This is a genomic window from Bifidobacterium sp. ESL0800 (assembly GCF_029395355.1).
GTDB lineage: Bacteria > Actinomycetota > Actinomycetes > Actinomycetales > Bifidobacteriaceae > Bifidobacterium.
This window is the reverse complement of record NZ_CP113913.1, coordinates 2,110,674-2,130,654: the sequence shown is the minus strand read 5'-3', so window position 1 is coordinate 2,130,654 and position 19,981 is coordinate 2,110,674. Positions and strand designations below refer to the sequence as shown.

15 protein-coding genes and 1 tRNA gene are annotated in these 19,981 nt (G+C 60.1%); 1 reads left to right on the top strand and 15 read right to left on the bottom strand.

The window, feature by feature from the left end:
- Positions 1-208: 208 nt before the first annotated feature.
- From OZX75_RS08065 to OZX75_RS08005, 12 genes are all read right to left on the bottom strand, one after another.
- A complete protein-coding gene (locus tag OZX75_RS08065) occupies positions 209-556 on the bottom strand; it encodes an acylphosphatase (protein ID WP_277146121.1) in 348 nt (115 codons plus the stop codon).
- Between the two features lie 163 nt (positions 557-719).
- Entirely contained in the window at positions 720-1,664 is a 945-nt protein-coding gene (locus OZX75_RS08060) for a YggS family pyridoxal phosphate-dependent enzyme (RefSeq protein WP_277147519.1), read from the bottom strand.
- Between the two features lie 394 nt (positions 1,665-2,058).
- The gene (trpA, locus tag OZX75_RS08055; RefSeq protein ID WP_277146120.1) at positions 2,059-2,994 is read right to left on the bottom strand and encodes a tryptophan synthase subunit alpha; all 936 of its coding nucleotides are present in this window, start codon (positions 2,992-2,994) and stop codon (positions 2,059-2,061) included.
- Complete coding sequence (gene trpB / locus OZX75_RS08050; RefSeq protein WP_277146119.1) at positions 2,987-4,186, bottom strand: tryptophan synthase subunit beta; 1,200 nt, start codon at positions 4,184-4,186, stop codon at positions 2,987-2,989. Before trpB ends, trpA begins: the two co-directional genes overlap by 8 nt.
- A gap of 250 nt (positions 4,187-4,436) precedes the next feature.
- Entirely contained in the window at positions 4,437-5,243 is an 807-nt protein-coding gene (locus OZX75_RS08045; RefSeq protein WP_277146118.1) for a phosphoribosylanthranilate isomerase, read from the bottom strand.
- Between the two features lie 126 nt (positions 5,244-5,369).
- Entirely contained in the window at positions 5,370-6,221 is an 852-nt protein-coding gene (gene trpC, locus OZX75_RS08040) for an indole-3-glycerol phosphate synthase TrpC (protein WP_277146117.1), read from the bottom strand.
- Positions 6,222-6,276: 55 nt separating this feature from the next.
- Positions 6,277-7,323, bottom strand: a complete 1,047-nt coding sequence (trpD, locus tag OZX75_RS08035) for an anthranilate phosphoribosyltransferase (protein WP_277146116.1) — start codon at positions 7,321-7,323, stop codon at positions 6,277-6,279.
- Positions 7,324-7,469: 146 nt separating this feature from the next.
- Positions 7,470-8,069: an anthranilate synthase component II gene (locus OZX75_RS08030; protein ID WP_277146115.1), complete on the bottom strand. Its 600-nt coding sequence runs from the start codon at positions 8,067-8,069 to the stop codon at positions 7,470-7,472.
- Positions 8,066-9,655: an anthranilate synthase component I family protein gene (locus OZX75_RS08025; RefSeq protein WP_277146114.1), complete on the bottom strand. Its 1,590-nt coding sequence runs from the start codon at positions 9,653-9,655 to the stop codon at positions 8,066-8,068. The genes OZX75_RS08030 and OZX75_RS08025 overlap by 4 nt, the downstream gene beginning before the upstream one ends.
- Positions 9,656-9,985: 330 nt before the next feature.
- Positions 9,986-11,365 (bottom strand): glutamate--tRNA ligase family protein, encoded by a 1,380-nt coding sequence (locus OZX75_RS08705; protein WP_525930293.1) that lies wholly within the window; start codon positions 11,363-11,365, stop codon positions 9,986-9,988.
- A 242-nt stretch (positions 11,366-11,607) separates the two neighbouring features.
- Entirely contained in the window at positions 11,608-12,378 is a 771-nt protein-coding gene (locus tag OZX75_RS08010; protein ID WP_277146113.1) for a DUF3152 domain-containing protein, read from the bottom strand.
- An 804-nt stretch (positions 12,379-13,182) separates the two neighbouring features.
- Entirely contained in the window at positions 13,183-13,914 is a 732-nt protein-coding gene (locus OZX75_RS08005; protein WP_277146112.1) for an MIP/aquaporin family protein, read from the bottom strand.
- A 306-nt stretch (positions 13,915-14,220) separates the two neighbouring features.
- Here OZX75_RS08005 and OZX75_RS08000 point away from each other — a divergent pair.
- Positions 14,221-14,294 (top strand) — tRNA-Lys (locus OZX75_RS08000).
- A gap of 73 nt (positions 14,295-14,367) precedes the next feature.
- Here OZX75_RS08000 and OZX75_RS07995 read toward each other — a convergent pair.
- From OZX75_RS07995 to OZX75_RS07985, 3 genes are all read right to left on the bottom strand, one after another.
- Positions 14,368-15,957 carry an MFS transporter gene (locus OZX75_RS07995; RefSeq protein ID WP_277146111.1) on the bottom strand — a complete coding sequence of 530 codons (1,590 nt, stop codon included), beginning with the start codon at positions 15,955-15,957 and terminating at the stop codon, positions 14,368-14,370.
- A gap of 316 nt (positions 15,958-16,273) precedes the next feature.
- Positions 16,274-18,061, bottom strand: coding sequence for a pyruvate oxidase (gene spxB, locus OZX75_RS07990; protein WP_277146110.1), 1,788 nt, complete (start codon positions 18,059-18,061; stop codon positions 16,274-16,276).
- A gap of 307 nt (positions 18,062-18,368) precedes the next feature.
- Positions 18,369-19,787, bottom strand: coding sequence for an MFS transporter (locus OZX75_RS07985; protein ID WP_277146109.1), 1,419 nt, complete (start codon positions 19,785-19,787; stop codon positions 18,369-18,371).
- Positions 19,788-19,981: the final 194 nt, after the last annotated feature.

The window sequence follows — 19,981 nt, the reverse complement described above, 5'->3', positions numbered from 1 at the left end:
GGCGCTGAACCGCCCTGTTCAGCCATGGCTACAGTTTCCTGCGCACAGTTGCGTTCCGGGCATGACCACGAAACGGGCAAAACGGCAATCCAAACGCGTTGTTACCAGCACTAACTATGGCCCTTATGCTGGTAATGACCTATTTTCAACCGCTAAATGCGTTATTTCCAGCACATCAACCGCACTTAGTGCTGGCAACAACGCAATCTCAGCGGGCGTCGCGACGGACGCGGAATTCGAAGCCCTCGTTGTCGGCAAGCGGTATTTCCGTTGTTTCCACGTGGTCGACGCGACCCCATTGCGGGCCGTGGCCAAGCCGTTCGACGAACGCGGCCACCAGGCTCTGATCGCCTTGCGCCTCGGCTTCGACCGAGCCGTCGAGCCGGTTGCGCACCCAGCCGGCGACATCGCAACGCCGAGCCTCGTTGACTGCGAAGTAACGGTAGCCCACGCCTTGCACCAAGCCGGAGACCACCGCGCGAACGCGAATCACACGGCCATTGCTTCTGGCTTTGTTCCTACCTGAAGGCCCTTTTATTTTCGTTTGTTCTCTCATCGTCTTCCCCTTTGACGTTGATTTAACGCTAAATTATCTCTCGTCACCTTTCAAAAACATCAAAGCAAAAATCAATAACCGAAAGCCCGACAAACTTGCACCCAGCGTATTCCACTATTCTCCATGGCTTCAGGAACACTTGCCGTTCTGCCAATTCGCCATCTCAGATAAACGCGCGCTCGCCGAAAAACGCGGTGCCGACGCGCACGATGGTCGAGCCTTCGGCCACCGCGTAGTCCATATCGTGGGTCATGCCCATCGAAAGGTCCTTGCAGCCGGCCGTTCCGGGCTCGCCGGAGTTCAGAATCGTGTCACGGACGCCGCGCAAGTGGGCGAATCCGGAACGTATCGTCTTTTCGTCGTCGACGTGGGCACCGATGGTCATCAAACCTTGCAATTGCAGGCCTTCCATGGCAGCAATCTGATAGGCGAGATCCGCGGCCTCATCGGGCTCGCACCCGGACTTCGAGGCTTCCCCGGATTCGTTGACTTCCAGCAGTACGCCGACGACGATATTGCGGGCCACGGCGCGACGCGCGATTTTCTGCGCTTCGTCGAGAGAACCTACGGATTCGATGGTGTCGACGTACGGCAGGACCTTGCCGATTTTATTGGATTGCAGCTGGCCGATGAGATGGAACGGGATATGGCCGTTCGGCGTGGCTTGGGAAATTTGGGCATCCGCGGAAGCGGCAAGGTTATCGGAACCATTAGCATTCTGCGACTTCATAACGTTACCGGCCGAGCTTGTATTCAACAGGGCGGCAGGACCATTGGAACCGTTGGCATTCTGGGCGTTCGCGGCGGCGCCCAGCGAAAAACCGCGTGCTGCGCACTGGCGAATCAGCCCCTCGGCTTTGGCCGAAATCTCCTGCGGACGGTTCTCGCCGATCATGCGAACGCCGGCGTCGATGGCCGCCATAATCTCACCGACATCACGGGTTTTCGTGGCTGCGAGCAGACGCACCGACCCGGATTCGCGCCCGGAAGCCACCTCGGCCTGCGCGATGTCGTCGAACACACGATGCACGCCGTCCGCGATCTCCTTGGTCCGTGCCTCGTCGATGACCTCGTTGGCGAGATCCTTGTGATCCATATAAGCAGTCATCATTCCCCGCTTCCACTTCGATTGTCCGCCTCCATATTATGCATGCCCATGTCATCGCGCAGCAATAAAAGAGGAATAACAGATCATCATTCTGTCGACAATCCATCGCCGACACATCTTCATGCTGGGAAACGGACTTTACCAGCTGGCCAGATGCAGTTTACCGGCACTACGCGGTTTTACTGCTGGAAAACGGACTTTAGCAACGGGCCGGATGCAGTTTCCCAGCACCAACTTGGGTTTAGTGCTGGGAAACGGACTTTAGCAACGGTCCAGATGCGGTTTACCAGCACCAGAATGCGGGCACAACGTCTGATGACGAATGTGCCCGCGATTTCTTATTAATTATTCCTTATTACTATGGCCGAATCATTATGACCGATTTGCGGAATCCTCAGTTCAGGGCGTGAACGGCATCGGCCATGGAGCGCACGTAGTCGGCGACGTAGGGCACCGCATCCTCGCCGTATTTGCCGACGATGCGCACGATGGCCGAGCCGACAATGGCACCATCCGAGTCGCCGGCCATCTTGGCGGCCTGCTCGGGGGTCGAGATGCCGAAACCGATGGCGGCCGGCACGTCGGTGGCGGCACGCACCTCACGCACCATCCCCGCCACGTCGGTGGTGATCTCCTTGCGCACGCCGGTGACGCCAAGCGAGCTGACGCAATAGATGAAGCCCTTGGCGTCCGAGGCGATGCTGCGGATGCGCTCGTGCGAGGTCGGCGCGATGAGGCTGACCAGTTCAAGCCCTGCGGCAGCCAACGGATCGTCGAACTCGGGCTTCTCCTCATGCGGCACGTCCGGCAGAATCACGCCGTCGAGCCCGACTTCGGCCGCCCGACGCGCGAAACGCTCAAGCCCGTAGGAATAGAGCACGTTGGAGTAGGTCATGAACACCATCGGCGTCTCAATCTTGTGCTCGCCTCGCAGACGCTCAACCAGCGCGAAGGCATCGTCGGTGGTCGTCCCGGCGGAAAGCGCGCGGTTGCTCGCTTCCTGAATGACTGGGCCTTCGGCGGTCGGGTCGGAGAAGGGCACGCCCAGCTCGATCAGGTCGGCGCCGGCATCGACCATGGCCGGCACCAGCTTTTCGGTCAGAGCAATCGATGGGTCGCCGATTGTGACGAACGGGACGAACGCCTTGCGACGGCTGCCGTCAGGGGCCGTGAACGCTTGCGCGATACGGGAACGGTGCGGCACGACGGGTTGCGATTTCGCAGCGTCGCCGGCCGGGCGCAAACCCTGCGCATCGCCGTCATTGTCGGCAAACAGTCTCGCTTCGGCGGCCGCGGCACGCTCGGAGGCGGTATTGGTATTATCAGTCATGAAGATCCTCCCCACGGTAACGGGCGATGGCCGCCACGTCCTTGTCGCCACGCCCGGAAAGGGTGACGATGATACTTTGGTCCTTTGGCAGCGTCGGCGCGAGTTTCATGGCATAGGCCACGGCGTGCGCGCTTTCGATGGCCGGGATGACGCCCTCGGTACGGCTGAGGTATTCGAAGGCGTCGACGGCCTCGTCATCGGTGATGGCGACGTATTGGGCGCGACCGGAATCCTTCAGCGCCGCGTGCTCCGGGCCGACACCCGGGTAGTCGAGGCCGGCGGAAATCGTGTAGACCGGCGCGATCTGGCCGTACTCGTTCTGGCAGAAGTAGCTTTTCATGCCGTGGAAGATGCCGAGCGATCCGGTGTTCATCGTGGCGGCGGTGCGGTCGGTGTCGATGCCGCGACCTGCTGCCTCGCAGCCGATGAGCTTGACACCCTCGTCGCCAATGAAGTTGTAGAAGCTGCCGATGGCATTGGAGCCGCCGCCGACGCACGCGATCACCGCCGCCGGAAGCTTGCCTTCGTCCTCGAGAATCTGCTCGCGGGCCTCCTTGGAAATGACGGCCTGGAAGTCGCGCACCATAGTCGGGAAGGGGTGCGGGCCCATACACGAGCCGAGGCAGTAGTGGGTGTCGGCGATGCGTCGCGTCCATTCACGGAAGGTCTCGGAAACCGCGTCCTTCAACGTGCCGGTGCCGCTGGTCACCCCGCGCACCTCCGCGCCCAAGAGCCTCATACGGTAGACGTTCAGCGCCTGGCGTTCCATATCGACCTGGCCCATATAGACCACGCACTCCATGCCGAAAAGCGCCGCGACGGTGGCCGTGGCCACGCCGTGCTGGCCCGCGCCGGTCTCCGCGATCAGCCGGGTCTTGCCCATGCGCTTGGCCAAGAGCGCCTGGCCGAGCACGTTGTTGATCTTGTGCGCACCGGTATGGTTGAGGTCCTCGCGCTTCAGATAAATCTTGGCACCGCCGAGGTCCTTGGTCATATTCTCTGCGTAATACAACAGCGACGGACGGCCCGCGTACTTCTTCTCGAGGTCGTCGAGCTCGGCGAGGAAGTCCGGATCGGTTTTGTAATGGTTGTAGGCCTCCTCCAGCTCGTTGACGGCGCCCATCAGCGTCTCGGGGATGTACTGGCCCCCGTGGATGCCGAAGCGCCCCTTGGAATTGGGCGAATTGGTCATGATTTGCTCCTTTTATCTAACAGCTATAACCGTTGATTGTATTGCTGGTTGACGGTTTTGTTCGGTTGGATTTCCGATTGCGGATACCCAAATTGGTTTTTGTTGGCGATCGGCAGTGCTGCCAATCATTCTGTTCGGATTCGTTTTGCAGGATTATCAGGCGGGCAGCCGCCATCGACGATATTCGTCACGTTTGCGTCGGTGCCGATGCAACCATGCTCCCGAATTGCTTACGACAAATGCTTTTGGATTATCGACCATACGCACCACCCGCTTTCGCAGTATTCGACAGTTCGCGCACCGCCTTGACCGCGGCGAGCATCTTGGCCGGGTCCTTGAGACGGTCGGTTTCGACGCCGGAACTCATATCGACTCCGAACGGATGGGTCGCGCGGATGGCCGCGGCCACGTTTTCGGCGGACAAGCCACCGGCGAGCACGAACGGACGCTCGACCTCAGCCACCAGCGACCAATCGAAGGTCCTGCCGTCACCCGCACCGGCGTCGAGCAGGATAAGATCGGCCGACGATTCAACGGCACGAACCACATCCAAGACCTCGTGAACCTTGAACGCCTGCATAATCGGCAACGTTACGAGCTCACGCAACTCGGCAAGATAATCCTCGTCCTCGTGCCCGTGCAGCTGAACCGTATCAAGATCGGCGTCACGCGCGACGGCAGCCACGTGCTCGGCCGGTTGGTCGACGAACACTCCTACCGCGGCCGGCGGTTTTACACCGGTTTCGACAGCCCGAGCCTTCATATACCTCACCAGCTCGGCCACACGCTCGGGAGAAATCGAACGATGCGATTTTGGGAAATCGATGATGAATCCGACGGCATCGGGACCGGCCGCCAGAGCGGCGTCCATATCCTGCTCGCGTCTGAGCCCGCAAAGCTTGACTTTGCAACCATTTGCGACATTTGCAACATCCACGTCAACCGTGTTAGCAAGCGAAACCGTATTGTCCGCAATGGCATGAGCAACCATGGCGTCATCTTCAAATGGCACACCGTTATCGGACGATTCCAAAGACGCGGAGCGAAGCGATGCCATCGAATCATTCATCGCACTACCTCTCATTCCCAGTCACGAATAACCCTCGAACGGACAAACTGCCTGGCATGCGACCTGCAGGAACGGTTGCGGCGGATGCCGCCGGATTATTCATCATTTCGTCTCTTACTTACCAGCTACCGTCGCGCTATCGGCGGCGCTGCCACGAAGTTCCGCGAGCGCCGCGGCCTTGTCCGGCGAACGCATCAGCGTCTCACCGATCAGCACCGCGTCCACGTCGGCCGCCTCGAGCCGCGCCACATCGGCACGAGTGTATACGCCGGATTCCGAAACAAACACGCGGTCCGGGCCGACGGTCGGGCGCAGACGCAGGCTGCGTTCGAAATCCACCTCGAAATTGCGCAGGTCGCGGTTGTTGACACCGATAATCCGCGCGCCGGCGTCCATCGCTCGCGGCACCTCGTCGGGTTGGTAGGCCTCCACGAGCGCGCTCATGCCGAGCTCGTGCGCGAGCGCGACGTAATCCGCGATCTGCCGGTCGCTCAAAATCGAGCAGATGAGCAGCACGGCCGAAGCACCGCACGCACGGGCCTGGAAAATCATGTACTCGTCGACGATGAAATCCTTACGCAGCACCGGAATGCTGACCGCCGCCGCGACCTGCCGCAGATGCTCGTCGGAACCCTTGAACCATGTCGGCTCGGTCAGGCAGCTGATGGCCGCCGCCCCGGCCTTTTCATAATCGCGGGCGATGCTGAGGTAGGGATAGTCCGGCGCGATCAGGCCCTTGCTGGGCGAAGCGCGTTTGAGCTCGCAGATGAAGCTCATGCCCGGAGCCTTCAACGCGCGTTCGAACGGAAACGCCGCGTTGCCGGTCTCCCCCGCCGCAACCTTTTGCGCGGCGACCTCACGGGCTTGCGCCTCCACCTCGCTCTGCGGAGTCTGCGTCTTTTCCTCAGCCACACGCTCGCGGGTTTTCGCGGCGATACGCTGGAGAATATTCTCGGAATCAGCCATTACTCTTGCACCTTCTTATCGTTGGTATCGAAGCCGATATCGGATATCGCAATTTCTACTTATCCGCATCGGCCTTGGCGAACTTCTGCGAACCGGCGACGAACGCCTCGAGCGTCTTCATCGCGGCACCGGAGGTGATTTGCTCGCGGGCCAGTTCTACGCCCTCACCGATCGACGAGGCGACGCCCGAAACGTAAAGCGCGCAGGCGGCGTTGAACAGCGCGGCCTCGAGCTTCGGACCAGTCTCCTTGCCACCCAGGATGGCGCGGGTGATCTCGGCGTTCTGCGGTGGGGTGCCGCCCAGCAGATCCTTCTTGGTGCAGCGGGTCAGGCCGAATTCCTCCGGGGTCAGGGTCATCGGATGGTATTCGCCGTCACGCAGCTCGCAAGCCGCGGTTTCGGCGGAAAGCGAGACCTCGTCCATCTTGTCGCGGCCGTAGACGACCAGCGCGCGACGCACGCCAAGGCTTTCGAGCACGTGGGCGATGGGCTCGACGAGGTATTCGTCGTAGACGCCCAGCAGGAAGTACTCGGGACGGGCGGGGTTGGTCAGCGGCCCGAGGATGTTAAAGACGGTGCGGAAGCCGAGCTCCTTGCGGATCGGACCGACGTAGCGCATCGCGGTGTGGTAGCGCTGGGCGAAGAGGAAGGTGAAGTTGTCGGCCTTGAGCAGGTCGAGCGCCTCGTCAGGCGACAGCGAGATGTTCGCGCCGAGGGCTTCGAGACAGTCGGCGGTGCCGCACTGTGAGCTGGCCGCACGGTTGCCGTGTTTGCTCACGTGGGCTCCGGCGGCCGCGGAAATCAGCGCCGCGGTGGTGGAGATGTTGAAGGTGTTGGCGCCGTCGCCGCCGGTGCCGACGATGTCGATGGTCTCGATGCCGGGGTGCGGCACCGGGGTGGCCAGTTCGCGCATGGCCGCCGCGCAGCCCGCGATCTCGTCGATGGTCTCGGCCTCGGCCGACTTGGTGGAAAGCGCCGCGAGGAAGGCCGCGTTCTGGGTCGGCGTCGATTTGCCGCCCATGATCTCCTTCATGGCCTGGTAGGCCTCGTCGTAGGTGAGGTCGTGCTTGTTGACGATTTTGACGATTGCTTCACTGATCATGTTGATTACTCCCTTGTGATTGATTTACTTACTTATTGATTGACTTACTTATTGGTTTATTGATTGATGACTATCGATATCGATGAGCAAACCGTTGACATCCCGCTTGCCGAACCGACCGTCTTGGTTATCGGCTCAACGGCCGCTCACCGGCGCTTGCCGACCCGCCATCGGTCGACCACATCGATGAAATTCCTGAGTATCTGCGAGCCCTGCGGGGTCAGAATGCTTTCGGGATGGAACTGGACGCCGAACGTCGGATCGGCGACGTGGGAGACGGCCATGATTTCGTCGGTTCCGAGCGTGCGGGCCACGACACGCAACGTCTCCGGCAACGTCGCCTTGTCCGCCTCAAGCGAGTGGTAACGCGCGGCCTGAATCTCGGAGGGCATCCCGGCGAACAGCGGACAATCGTTATCGAGCTCGACCGGCGAGGCCTTGCCGTGCATCAGCTCGGCGGCGGGAACGACCTTGCCGCCCAGCGCCTCGCAGATGGCCTGATGGCCGAGGCAGACGCCCAGAATCGGCACCTTCCCGCCCATCTCGCGCACCACGTCTTCGCAGATGCCTGCGTCCGCGGGCTTGCCCGGCCCCGGCGAAAGCACGATGCCGTCGGAGCCCAACGCGGCCAGCCCGGCGACGTCGAGATCGTCGTTGCGCACCACGCGCACATCCGGGTCGATGGAGCCGATGAGCTGGTAGAGGTTGTAGGAGAAGCTATCGTAATTGTCGACGATGGTGATCATTTCAGACCTCCGTTCGCTTGGTTGATGGCGTCCACAACGGCGAGCGCCTTGTTGCGGCATTCCTCAAATTCCTTGTCCGGGTCGGAATCGGCCACAATGCCCGCCCCGGATTGCACCGTCACCTTGCCGTCGTGCTTGAACGCCAGGCGGATGCCGATGCAGGTGTCGAGGTTGCCGGAGAAATCGAGGTAGCCGATGGCGCCGCCGTAGATGTCGCGCGGAGCCTGCTCAAGTTCCGCGATGATCTGGCAAGCGCGGATTTTCGGGGCTCCGGAAAGCGTGCCGGCCGGCAGCACCGCGTCGATGACGTCGAGCGCGTCTTTGCCAGGCGCGAGCTTGCCCGCAACCGTGGAACCGATATGCATGACATGCGAGAACCGCAGGATATCGTGCAGCCGCTCGACTTCGACGCTGCCGAGCTGCGCGACGCGGCCGATGTCGTTGCGCCCGAGGTCGACCAGCATGTTATGCTCGGCCAGTTCCTTCTCGTCGCTCAGCAAATCCTGCTCGATGCGCTTGTCTTCTTCCGGCGTCGCGCCGCGCGGACGCGTTCCGGCGAGCGGATAGGTGAGCAGCTTGCCGTCTTCGAGCCGTACCAGTGTTTCGGGCGAAGCGGCAGCGATTTCGATGTCGTCGCTGGACATGAAGACCATGTAAGGGCTCGGGTTTTCGGCCCGCATAAGACGGTAGGCGTCGAACAGGCTGCCGGAAGCCCGAGCGGTGCTGGGGTTGGAAAGTACGACCTGGAAGATGTCGCCGGCGTAGATGTGTTCCTTCGCCGTCCTGATCATCGAGCCATACTGCTCGCGGTCGAGCGTCAGCGTGAGGTCGCCTTGAAGCTCCAGCGGCTTGAAATTGTAACGTTCGCCGCGCTCGAGAATCTGCTGCATTTGTTCGATTTTGGCGACCGCACGCTCGTAGGAGGCATCCACATCGCTGGTATCGACACCGGCGATGAGCTGGAGGCGCTGACGGTAGGAATCGAAGGAAATGAGCTGGTCGAAGAGCATGAGGTCGACATCGGGCAACGCCTTGGGATCGCGGGTTTCCTGCCGCAATGTCGGCTCGGCGTAGGCGAAATAGCCGAAGGAGAAATAGCCCACCAAGCCGCCGGCAAATGGCGGGAAGCCTTCGAGGCGAGGGCTGGAATACTGGGCAAGCACCTTGCGAATCGCGTCACTTGGGTGGTCGACGTGCGCGTGCTCGACCACGACGTCGCCGTCCGAAGATTCAGCAGGAGCCACACGCTTGATACGCAGGTCACCGGCCTTGCAGGTCAGTTCGAGCGTCGGCGCGAAACCGAGGAAGCTATAGCGCCCCATGCGCTGGTCGGCTTCGGCGCTTTCCAGCAGGAAGCAGTGATTGGAAGCGGCACGCACCCGGCGCATGGCCTCGATGGTGGTCAGGCGGTCGGCGAGCAGTTCGCGCATCACAGGAATCCGGTGATACTTGCCGGTACCAGCCATGTCGCGTACTTCGTCAAGCGTCGGCCGAATGCCAGCGTAACGGCTTTCGTCGCCGGCAGCACCTCGCACGGCCGCATCGCCGTTCGAACCCGCACCAGTTCCCGCACTCACGTTCACCATGGGCACCTCCTGAAGGCTTCCGCCTCGTTCAGGGACTAAAAAAGCCCGTCCCAGCTGTCAATTACAGCCAAGGACGAGCGAATATATGCCCGCGGTGCCACCTTGGTTCACGGTCTCCCGTGCCCTTATCGGAATGCCAACACATCCCCGGCAACTGACGTATGCCTTACGTCGCAGCCTCATCGCCGGAAATCCAGCCAATCGGTGCGCCCTCAGCGGCCCACTCAACGGTTCGCATCTCGTCCCGGCTCTCACCATCCCAGGCTCGCTCATCGCGCGTTTCCGTCTACTTCCCCGCTTCATCGGTTTGTAGTGTTTAGTTATTGGTGCTTACGCTACACTTCCGTTTTTGCCTCTGTCAACTTCATCCGCCCAATTCGGAGCCAAAATTCGATCGGATCTGTCGGCTCGAATATCGTCGAAAGCAAAGCATTCCAAGGCTTCTCGAGCGCTCAACGGAACAGGAGCCGAGGTGTCCGAAATGTGGACAGAGCCCGGCATACGGACACCGAGCAGCCACGCGCAATAACCGATAACCTGCTCCGGTTTCACCCCGTCCGCACGCAGCGCGCCGAGGTCCAGCGAGTGCTTGCGTTTGGCCAGACGGACCCCGCTCGGGTCGTCGATCAGCGGAAGGTGGGCATAGACCGGGCGTTCCGCCGTTGCGTTGGTATAGCAGATTGCGGGATTATTTGGTTTTACAGCATTGCGATCATCAAAACGAAGCGAATTATCCGCTTGTTCGGTGTTACGTTTACTTGCTTTCCGGCTCCTATCCGTTTCCGATATACCGCGACACTCGCTACGCCGATGATTGATTTCGGCTGAATTACCCTCAGCGCCAATCCCGTATTTCGCAGCGAAACCAGAGTCGACCAACGCACGCCGAATCCAGATCTGCAGGGCCGTGGAACGCAGCAGATCACGGCCGCGCACGATGTCGTTGACACCCATCAACAGGTCGTCGACCACCACCGCCAGCTGGTAGGAGAAGATGCCGTCGGAACGGCGAATCACGGTGTCGCCGACCTGAAGCGGCAAGTCGAAGCGCTGCCGGCCGAATACGCGGTCTTCGAACGTGACGACGCTTCCCGGCGCGCCTTCTTCCGGCACGGCGATACGCCACGAATGCCGCTTCCCCGCTTCCAGCCGCGAGCGCACCTCGTCGGGTCGCTCGCCCAGCAGCTTCCGGCACGTTCCGGGATAGATCAGAAACCGGTCGCCCTCCTGCGGCGCCGAGGCCGCGCGCAGGTCGGCACGCGAGCAGAAACACGGGTAGGCCAGCGGAAAATCACCGGAGGCCAACGGACCTTTTGAAATCGCACTTTTGCCGGAATACGGGCGTTCGGCATTATCTTGCACAACCTCGCCTTGCAAGCGATTCCGCCTATTCGACGCGCCGTCGGATCCACCACTATCACCTGCCGAACGATCCCGGCCATCCGACGCATCGGCGGAACCATCAAGGTCACCTGTCGAAAAATTCTGCGAACCCGCATAACCCGCATGAACTCCATCGGCTAAGGCGACATCTTCGATATCCACCGATTTCAGCGCCCGCAACGCTTCTTCGTAAATCTCCGTGCGCTGCGACTGGTAGACCGGCTCGTCGTCCCAGTCGAGCCCGAGCCAGTGCAGATCGTCCATGATCCATTTGTCGGCGTCTCTCACCGCACGCGGTCCGTCGACATCCTCAATGCGCAGCAACACCTTGCCATTGGCGTTGCCCTGCCGGCTTCCTTTATTCGCGACACTAGCAGCATCTGAACGCTCAACTCCAAGACTTCCAGATGCATTACAATTTTGGTCTCTGCCATTCCTATGCACGACGTCACCGACGCCATCACCTTCGTGCGCCGAAAGCCACGCGGCCAGCATCGCGTAGACGTTGCCGATATGCATCCGCCCAGAAGGCGTGGGCGCGAAACGGCCGACCTTGGTTGCCCGCCCGTTCATTGGATCCAGAGCTCGGAATCCAACGGCCATTCGTTGGGCTTGCAGCCGCGCAGGTCCATCGACTGCTCCTGCATGAGCGGAGCCAGAGCTCCTGAAGCCTGGCAGGAAGGTTCGTTGTCGATATGGCCGAGACGATGGCCGACCTCGTGGTTGATGACCATGGTGCGGTAGCGGTCAAGCGACATCCCGGCGTTCAGCATCTGCGGGGTGGCGCCGTTCCAACGGTCCACGTTGATGATGACGTTGTTGCCCACGCGACAGCTGTATTCGTCGGAGCAGTTGCCCGAGAACGTGGTCATCAGCGACGGCTGCGAAAGATAGATGACGAAATCGCAGCTACTGGAATCGGCGCTGTACGTGAAGGTCGCGCCGGCACGCGGCCAGCCACGCGGGTCGTTCAGCGTACGGAAAATCGTGTTTTCGAAGACTTGTCCGACCTTGGCGTCGCCCACGTTGCCCTTCGTGCTCACACAATAGGAATATTGCTGGGCCGGCTTGCCGCTGGCCGCCACCGTCTTTTGCGCAGTGGCGAGAATCGAGGCGCGGCTTTGATCGGTCAGGGGTTTCAACGGGGTCGCCTTGGTCAAATCAGGTTTCGGCGGCTTGCTTTTGCCGCGCTTTTTCACCTGCCTGGCCCGCTGGGAATCGGCCTTTGAGACGGCCGAAGACGAATGTTGCCGCGTCGGAGAATCATCATGGCCGCGGACCGCGGATATCACCGCCCTGCAGCCGAAAACGACGGCGACAACCACTATCAACGCCACCATCAGCACGACGATGCGGCGAAAACGATAAACAGACTTTGGCACAGGCCGCGACGCGGCAGAATCTACCGACGATCGCGCAGAAGCCTTTCGCGCGGAACCTTCATCGGTTTCCTGACCCAGTACCGAGCCGATGAAACCCTGCGATATTTCGGAAATACCAAGTTCACCGTCAAGATCTGGATTGCGGACGCCGCGTGTCGCCTTTCTCCGTGCGCGCGAAGCGTTCTTGCCGGCCGAGCCGTGCAAACCGCCTGCAGTCTTCGGCCTACGCAATCCAAGGAAATCGCGAAACGCCCGAAAGCCGCGTCGCACAGCGTGATTGAATCCACGGATCGCGGCAAGCAAGACCCCGCCGACCCACCGTGCACAAGCCCGAAGAATTCCGATCGGCAATGCCGCTCCCCTGCTTTTCGCACTTTTGCCGGTCTTCGCAGACGTCTTCCGCCCGTTTTCCGTCCCCTTGCCGCGTGGGGTTCCCGTGTTCGTCGGTCGCTCACGTGTCACGTCGTTCCCCCACTCGGATTTCCCTGTTATGGGGACAATAATAGATATTCTTCATGACGAGAAAAATTCATGGGCCAGCATTTTTCATAATCCTCGCAAACCAAGGAAATCGGAAACGGATAGTTCTCGTATCCCAACTTTCGATAACGCATCCTCTGTTAACTACAAGCCGGCAAAGGATATCAAACAATACAACGGCGCGATCTGCAGAATCGCAGGTCGCGCCGCCATTGTCGGTTCACCGTTGGCTTACCGTTGGATTACGGAAAATACACGTTCAGCAATCCGGGACCCTTGGAATCAGCCGAAGCAGACCTTGAAGATCCAAGCACCGATGATGGCGCCGATAATCGGGGCGATCACCGGAATCCAGGCCTCACCCCAGCGAGAACCGCCCTTGTTCGGGATGGGGAGGATCCAGTGCAGGAAGCGCGGCACGAGGTCGCGGGCCGGGTTGAGGCCGGGGCCGGTGGAGCCGCCCATGGAGGTCACCAGGCCCCAGACGATGAGGCCGACGACGATGGCCGCGGCGGCCGGGTCCTTCTTGCCCCAAGGCAGGGAGAGCATGCACAGCGCCCCGAGCACGAGGACGAGGGTGCCGAAGAGCTCGTTGAGGAAATAGACGACCTTGTTGCCGGAGGCCTCAGTGGTGCTGAATGTCGCGAAAATGGCGTCCGGACTGGTCTCCATCTTGTAATACGGAAGATAGGTGATATAGATGATCAACTGGCCCAGAGCCGCGCCCAGAAGCTGCGCGATGATATAGGGCAGCACCTCGCTCCACGGGAAGAGCCCGTTGACCGCCTGGCCGATGGTCATCGCGGGGTTGATATGCGCGCCGGAGACCGAGCCAATCATCATCACCGGGAACATGACGCCGAAACCATAGCCCATCGCTATGTTGAGCCAGCCGGTGCCGTGGCCTTTCGTGCCCTTCAGTTCGGTATTGGCGACCGCGCCGTTGCCGAATATCATCAGGAAAGCCGTGCCGATGAACTCGGCCGCCAGCTTTGCGCTAAGTGAGAATTCCATTGTTCTTCCTCCTCGAGTGCGACGAACGTGCCATCACCACAACCGCGTAATTCAGGCACAGAACATCTATCGTTCTTAGTCATTCTTCGAAGATGCCATGCTCAAAACGTTGAACATATCCATATCCGATCAATAAGAAGTGTAACTCACCGTACGAATAAAACACTTCATTCTCAGTTTTTTCGTTCCGAAAATTTGTTGTCAAACGTTTTCAAGTTCAATGTATAATTGATAGCGACACACCGCCTTGCGCAAATTTCATTGCGTATGTATACTGTTCTCTTGGCTCTTGTAGTTTAGACCAGCGCCCCTATAGCTCAGCTGGTTAGAGCAGCTGACTCTTAATCAGCGTGTCCGGGGTTCGAATCCCCGTGGGGGCACGAGCAAGGTATCGTCGTCTGGCGGTACCTTTTTTCGTACCGTTTGCCAGATACACACAGCCTGCAGCGCCCGTCACCGCCCGTAGGGCTGGCCGGTCAGGTCTTCCAGCGTGACACGAACAGACGGATCGACGCTGCGCGGGTCACCACCGGAAGCGACGCGGGCGGACTCGGCGAGGGCGATGCCGTCCGTGCGCTTGTCAAGGTTGAACCGACGCGCCACGACAATGCAGATGACGACGGAAAGCGCGTACCAGCCGATCATCAACGCTCCCAAGCCATTACCCGCCAACACGCTCTGAACCCGGCGCGAGGAGTCGAAACCGACGAATCCCAAGATAGCACCGACGACAATCGAGGAAAGCCCCGAAGTCAACTGACGCAATCCTGCCTGTATGCCGGTGAATGTCGAGGCGCGATATCTGCCGGACACGACCTGATCGACGTCGGCGATGAACGGGAAGACGGCCCACGGCAGATAACCGGAAGGGGCCTTGGCAATGAAGAAGAACAGGGCGCCGGCGACGGCGAACACCGTCCACCACGGTTCCGCGATCACCCCGACCAAACGCCATGCGGCGAAAATCCAAGCCAGGCCGATGAGGCTCGCGGCGAAACTCGCCTGATACATGCGTTTCGGACCGACCTTGATCATGGTCGCGCCGAACAGCGGGTTCAGCGGCACGGTGATGATGCCGGAACTTAAGAGCAACGAGGCGAACGCGGCGGATTTGTTCCAGTCATAGATGACGAAGAACACGAAAGTCTGGCCGAACACGTCGCCGGCGGTGAGCATCAGCAGGTAGAGCGCCAGGTGGCGACGGAAAATCGCGATGCGCAGCGTGCTGGCGTATTCGCGGAACATGACGGCAAGGCGATGCCGCCACAGCTTGACTTCCGCACGTACCGAAAGATGGCTTTCAACCTTTGCTTTCCCAGCCGCATCATTGACATACCGACCGAATCCCGCCTCCTCGGGCGTCATCTCCCACGTGCTTTTCCAACAGATGAAGACAGCCAGAGCAAAGCAAATCGTGATGGCGATGGTGAACATCATGTATCCAGCCGGCCTGTGCTCGCCGAACACCGAAAGCGTGCCTCCACCGATGAGCAGAATCAGCGTGCCGGAAGCCCCGGAAATCAGCAGACGTACGGTCGAGAGCTTGGTGCGGTCGTCGAAGCCGTACGCCATCTCGCCGGGCAGCGTGTTGTATGCGGAGGCGAACAGCTGGGCGACGGTGACCCACAATACATAGACGAGGAAATAAACCACAAACGGCAGGCCGGGAATCCACAGCAGGATACCGACCAGAATCAGTGGAGGCACCAGCATAAGGAAGAAATGCCGACGGCCAAAATGACGACCAATCGGAAAACGATAGAGATTATCGCCGAGGATACCGAACGAAAGAGCCGCGACGCCGCTGATGATGGCGCTCAGCCCCACCACCGATTGGGCCAACGAGATGGACATGCCACAGAACCGCGTCCAGAACAGCACCAGGTAGGTGCCGATCAGCGTAAGCTGACCTCCGCCGAAAATGTCGCCGATACCGTAACCTATGGCATTGCCCAACGTAATCGGGGCGTTGCGAGAGTGATGATGAAGTCGCGTCTTGTCGTCTTGCCTGTCTTGTCCGCCTCCTCGCCGAGACCGATTCAAAGTCGCACGCTCCTCATGTCGGATATTGTAAAAAACTCAACATTTATGCAGTATCCATAATAGACAAGATGCATGGCAACGTGCGGCAGGGGCCAATATTTGCGCGGTAAAGAACAAAAACGGCCTACGGGTTTTTGAAGAAATCCGTTCCGATATTCGTCTCTTTCACCGTCACAACCATCGGAATCGGCGCTTCACAACCCGTAAGCCGTTTTCTGCGTACCCTCGCTGTCAGAGGATATTCATTCTATTCAGTTATCACGTTTCGTTAGGTGTGCTTTCGTTCTTGCACACAGCCGAACGGGATCGGCGGGACTCAGACGGAACCGAAACGCTTCAACGGCTCGATATGGCCGTCCAGCCCGTGGCGCTCAAGCAACTTGCTGATAGGCACCAGTCCCTGCGTGCGATAGGTGCGGGCGAACTCGTCCACGTCGGCCTGGGTGTGGTGTTCGTCGACGTCGAGCACCAGCTGCTCGACGGGCAGCGGGCGGACGCCGGAGATCTTCACGTCGATGACGCTCGGGCCGTCGTGGTTCGCCACCGCCTGGGCGAACGCGTCGTCCAGCTCGGCGAGCGTGCGGACCTCGAATCCCTTCGCGCCCAACGCCGCGCACGCGTCCGCGTAGTCACCGTCGATCAGGTCGACGCCGGAATGCGGCTGGTTGATATCGTCCTGCTCACCTTCGATAAAGCCCAGCGCCTCGTTGGTCAGCACGATGTTGATGATCGGCTCGTGATACTTCACCTGCGTCATGATGTCCTGTATGTTCATCGCGAACCCGCCGTCGCCGCTGATGGAGAAGACCTGGCGGTCGGGGTAGCTCTCCTGCGCGCCGATGGCCGCCGGCAGCGCATAGCCCATCGTGGCGTACCACGCGGAAGTCGAGATCTTCTGCTTCGGGCTCACCTTGAGCATGCGATAACCGTCGATGGTGACGTTGCCGACGTCGACGGCGAAGATGGCGTCGGGCTCGGCGTTGCGGTTGATGCGCGCAAAGACGGTATCGGGCTCGAGCGGCGTGCCCTCGAGGTCCTCGCGGGCGGCCGACCATTCGTTCCAATTGGCGAGGTCTTCCACTATCACATCGTAATAAGGCCGCGATTCCACGTTCGGAGCCGCCTCAAGCATCGCCTTCAACGTGGCCTTGGCGTCCGCCACGATGCCGAGGTCGACGTGGTGGCGCTTGCCGATGTCCGTGGGTTTGATGGTGACCTGGATGAACTTGGCGTTCGGATGGACGAAGTAGGAGGTAAAGGGCATATTGGTGCCGATGAACAGCACGGCATCGGCACAGAAAGCCGCGTCCACGCCCGGCTTGGTGGCCACACGCCCGGCGCTGCGCACGTACGCCTTCTGCCCTTCCGGCAGCACGCCGACACCCAACGCGGACGACATCATGGGAATCTTCATCTTGTCGGAGAGCGCCACCAGTTCCTCGGCCGCATCCTTGGCGCCGGCTCCGAAGTAGATCAACGGGCGTTCAGCCTCGTTGAGGATCTGAACGGCCTTGGCCACATCCTTTGGATCAGGCTGGGCACACAGCTTTCCACGGCTGAAATCATGCGCGGTGGAGCGGAAGTCATCATCGATCGGCGTCCAGCCCAGGTCCTTGGGAATGATGACCACGGCGACACCGGAATGCTCATAGGCCTGGCGGATGGCCTGATCGACCACGGCCGGCAGTTGCTCGGCGGTCATCACCGTGCGGTTGTAGACGGCGACGTCGTCGAAGATGGGACCTTCGTTGATTTCCTGGAAATAATCGGTGTTCATTTTAGCGGTGGGCACCTGGGCGACCAACGCAAGCACCGGAGCGTGGTCGTGCTTCGCGTCGTACAGGCCGTTCAAGAGGTGGACGGCACCCGGGCCGGCGGAACCGAAGCACACACCGATCTTGCCGGTGAATTTGGCCTCGCCGGCCGCTGCGAGCGCCCCAGCTTCCTCGTGACGCACCTGAATGTACTTCATGGTCTTCCGCCGGTTGTGCAGCGCATTCATGGTCGAGTCGAACGACCCTCCGGGAAGCCCGAAAATATGGTTCACGCCCCAATCCTCAAGTACCTTGATCATCGCGTCGGATGCATTGATTTTGTCAGCCATCGTCGGCCCCTTTCGCTTCATTGCCATTGTTGGTTCACGATGCCAAGCTGCGTTCGCCGTTTCTTTCGCTTTGCCGGAGTCTCGCTTTTCCACTACGACGTTCGACCCCGATACGGCTCCGTCGGCGCAATGCCAACAAACGCTTTCACATCGATTGCCTTAAAGCGTAACGCATCGCGCGTTGATTTTTGCAATACAAAGCCGCTTTCCAGCCGTGGGCGAATGTGATGAAAACTACTCTGTGATGCTCATTGCATTATGCGTTACGTATGCGGAGCCTAGAAACCAATTCGCACGAAACGACGGGTCAGATTTCGACTTTCTGCATTTCGACGGACGGGTTCTTGCGCACCTTGATGGAAACCAGTGTGATCGCCAGCGCCACCAGCGCCAGGATAATCAGCAGGGCGAAGGCATTCGTGGCTCCGGCCGCCGACGCCGCCTTGATATTGTGCGGAATGCGGGCTTCGCTGAAGGAAAGCGACGCGGAAAGCACCGTCGTCCCGAGCGATCCGGCATACTGCTGCAGCACGTTGAACAGCGAGTTGAAATCGGTCTGCTGAGCGCCGGAGACGAACTTGCTGGCGTCCGACATCGTGTTGCCGTAACCGAAATTGAAACCGGCACGCAGGAACATATAAAGCAGGGTCAGGATCACCACACTCGCCTTGCCGGTCATGGCCCACAGCGCAGTGGCCCCTATGATCAGCGAGATGTTGGAGACCAAGAGCACCAGCGTCGGGCCGCGGCGGTCGTAGAGCCGGCCCACGAACGGGGCGATGGCGGCGCCGAGCAGGGAACCCGGCAGGAGCATCAGCCCGGCGGCCAGCGAATCGATGCCGAGGAAGTTCTCGGCGAACACCGGCAGCAGGAAGGAGCTGCCGATATTGATGAACTGCAGGATGGCGTAATTCGCGCCGCGCAGACTCACGATCGGATTCTTGAACAGGCGAAGGTTGAGCAACGGGGACTTGCTGGCCAAGCAACGCCAGATGAACAGCCCGAGCAGGACCGCCGCCACGACGATGGCGATGGCGACTTTGTACGACCAGCCGCCGCCTGCTCCGAACTGGTCGAAGATCTCGGTGAAGCTGACCATGAAGAAGCTCAGCAGCACCAATCCGATGCCGTCGAAGGACTTGCCGGCTCCCTGCGCCTTCAGCCGCAGGTTCGTCTCTCCCAAGACCCACGCGACGATAAGCAGCGGCAGCGTGAATACGAAAATGATGCGCCAGGAGAAGTAGTAATTGATGAGGCCGCCGTAGGTGGGGCCGAGCGCGGGGGCGAACGACGTGACCATGTTAGCCACGCCGACGTAGGTGCCGCGTCGGCTCACCGGCACCAACGCGAGGATGACGTTGATCATCAAGGGAGTGGAGACGCCCGTGGCCGCCGCCTGAAGCAGACGGCCAAGCAGCAGCAGCCAGTAGTTCAAGGGCAGGCAGCACAGCACGGTGCCGACGATGCTGACGATGACGGCGCAGCGGAAGAGCAGACGGGTGTCAAAGCGCTTGAGCAGGAACGACGACGTGCTCATCACGATGGTGACCATCAGCAGGTAGCCGGAGGTCAGCAGCTGGATGGTCGAAAGCGGCAGGCCGAATTCCCGCGTCATCGTCGGGAAGGTGACGTTCAGCGACGTCTCGGTAAGGATGCCCGTAAACGAAAGCAGCGCCGCTGCGGCGATGGATAGTTTTGTCTGTGTAGATACGCGTTCTTCTTGCAAATTCTTTAAACCTCAATATACTTTGCCTGCCAGGCACTTCAGGGGTTTGGCAACAGTTGGCGCGCCCCGACCCCCCGAACGCGCAACCAGCCTATTATACGCCGATGGACGCAGTCGCTTCAAGCCAAAGCGAAACCGACTTTCGCCCGCATAATCAACAGATCTCGCAGAATCACAAAAAGAATAAAAACAAC

Coding starts and splice junctions, on each gene's coding strand:
- OZX75_RS08065 (WP_277146121.1), bottom strand. CDS start 556: ATGAGAGAACAAACGAAAATAAAAGGGCCTTCAGGTAGGAACAAAGCC.
- OZX75_RS08060 (WP_277147519.1), bottom strand. CDS start 1,664: ATGACTGCTTATATGGATCACAAGGATCTCGCCAACGAGGTCATCGAC.
- trpA (WP_277146120.1), bottom strand. CDS start 2,994: ATGACTGATAATACCAATACCGCCTCCGAGCGTGCCGCGGCCGCCGAA.
- trpB (WP_277146119.1), bottom strand. CDS start 4,186: ATGACCAATTCGCCCAATTCCAAGGGGCGCTTCGGCATCCACGGGGGC.
- OZX75_RS08045 (WP_277146118.1), bottom strand. CDS start 5,243: ATGGCATCGCTTCGCTCCGCGTCTTTGGAATCGTCCGATAACGGTGTG.
- trpC (WP_277146117.1), bottom strand. CDS start 6,221: ATGGCTGATTCCGAGAATATTCTCCAGCGTATCGCCGCGAAAACCCGC.
- trpD (WP_277146116.1), bottom strand. CDS start 7,323: ATGATCAGTGAAGCAATCGTCAAAATCGTCAACAAGCACGACCTCACC.
- OZX75_RS08030 (WP_277146115.1), bottom strand. CDS start 8,069: ATGATCACCATCGTCGACAATTACGATAGCTTCTCCTACAACCTCTAC.
- OZX75_RS08025 (WP_277146114.1), bottom strand. CDS start 9,655: ATGGTGAACGTGAGTGCGGGAACTGGTGCGGGTTCGAACGGCGATGCG.
- OZX75_RS08010 (WP_277146113.1), bottom strand. CDS start 12,378: ATGGTGGCGTTGATAGTGGTTGTCGCCGTCGTTTTCGGCTGCAGGGCG.
- OZX75_RS08005 (WP_277146112.1), bottom strand. CDS start 13,914: ATGGAATTCTCACTTAGCGCAAAGCTGGCGGCCGAGTTCATCGGCACG.
- spxB (WP_277146110.1), bottom strand. CDS start 18,061: ATGGCTGACAAAATCAATGCATCCGACGCGATGATCAAGGTACTTGAG.